Raw genomic sequence first — 1,371 nt, forward strand, 5'->3', positions numbered from 1 at the left:
GCCCGTTCCACGTCGACGGGGCACCGGAATATGACATGGGCGCAAATATCACCCAGCTTGGCGGGGCCGAGACCTGTCTTTTCGAAGGCACCGTCACCGATCTGAACGGCGCGCCGATCCAGGGCGTTCGTATTGACGTCTGGTCCGACAACGAAGAAGGCTTTTACGATGTGCAGCAACCCGATGTGCAACCACGGCACAACAATCGGGGCGTGTTCACAACCGGTCCAGACGGGCGGTATTGGTTTCAGGGGATCAAACCTGTTTCCTACCCGATCCCTGATGACGGGCCTGTTGGCAAGTTGCTGGAAAACCTCGGACGGCACCCTTACCGCCCCGCGCATATGCACTTTATCGTCAGCGCGGAAGGCTATGACCGGGTCACGACGCACACCTTTGTCGCGGGCGATCCCTATTTGCACTCAGACGCCGTGTTTGGCGTGAAAGAAACCCTGATCGCACCCTTTGAGCCTGTCACCGATGGCGCAACCAAATGGCGTTCGGAATATAATTTTGTGCTGTCACCTGCGGCCTGACAGCGTTGCGACAACGGAGAAACCTGATGCCAACTGACACACCTGACACCCGGCGTATCGCGTTCATTGGGACCGGCGCGCAGGGGGCATCGGTTGCTGCGGACTTTGTGCTGGCGGGCCTTGATGTGACCTTGATCGACCAGTGGCCCGCGCATGTCGAGGCGATGCGCGCCAATGGGCTGACCGTAAACATGCCCGACAGGGTTCTGCATACGCCGGTCAAAGCATTGCACTTGTGCGAAATCGCCGAAATCAAACAGCCATTCGACCTGATCTTCATGGTCGTCAAGGCCTACGATACCCGTTGGGCCGCCGAGATGATCAAGCCGGTTCTGGCAGACGACGGTTTCGTCATCGGCCTGCAAAACGGCATGACCCACGAAGATATCGCCGATATCGTCGGCGCGCATCGTGCGATTGGTGCGGTGATCCAGATCGCCTCGAATATGTGGGGACCGGGGATCACCAACCGTCAGAACGACACCGATACATCATGGTTTGCCCTTGGCGCCGTTGACCCCGCACAGCACAGCCGTGTCGAAGGTGTGGCCGCCCTGCTGCGCAATTCCGGAACGGTCACGGTGGTGGACGACATCCATTCGACCAAATGGATGAAGCTGATCGTGAACGCCGCCGAACTGATCCCGTCTGCAATCGTCAATAGCACCCTGCGCGACGCCGCGGATAACAAGGCGTTTCTCGAAGTGATGCGCCTTGCCGGATACGAGGCGATGGCAGCGGCCTTGGCCGACGGGGCCACGATCATGCCAATCATCGGCATGACACCCAGTATGAGCAACGACCCCGACACTTATGTCGATGAGATATTTGACAA

At 58.6% G+C, this 1,371-nt stretch carries 1 protein-coding gene and 1 pseudogene; both read left to right on the top strand.

Features of this window, described 5'->3' with window-relative positions; all coding sequences use genetic code 11:
- Positions 1 to 536 (top strand): annotated as a pseudogene (locus IBX59_RS15135) (6-chlorohydroxyquinol-1,2-dioxygenase); the annotation flags it as partial.
- A gap of 26 nt (positions 537 to 562) precedes the next feature.
- Positions 563 to 1,371 (top strand): ketopantoate reductase family protein (locus IBX59_RS15140; RefSeq protein ID WP_296377060.1); only part of this gene is annotated, 809 nt, incomplete at its 3' end.

It is taken from the genome of Yoonia sp., assembly GCF_014859355.1.
Taxonomy (GTDB): domain Bacteria; phylum Pseudomonadota; class Alphaproteobacteria; order Rhodobacterales; family Rhodobacteraceae; genus Yoonia.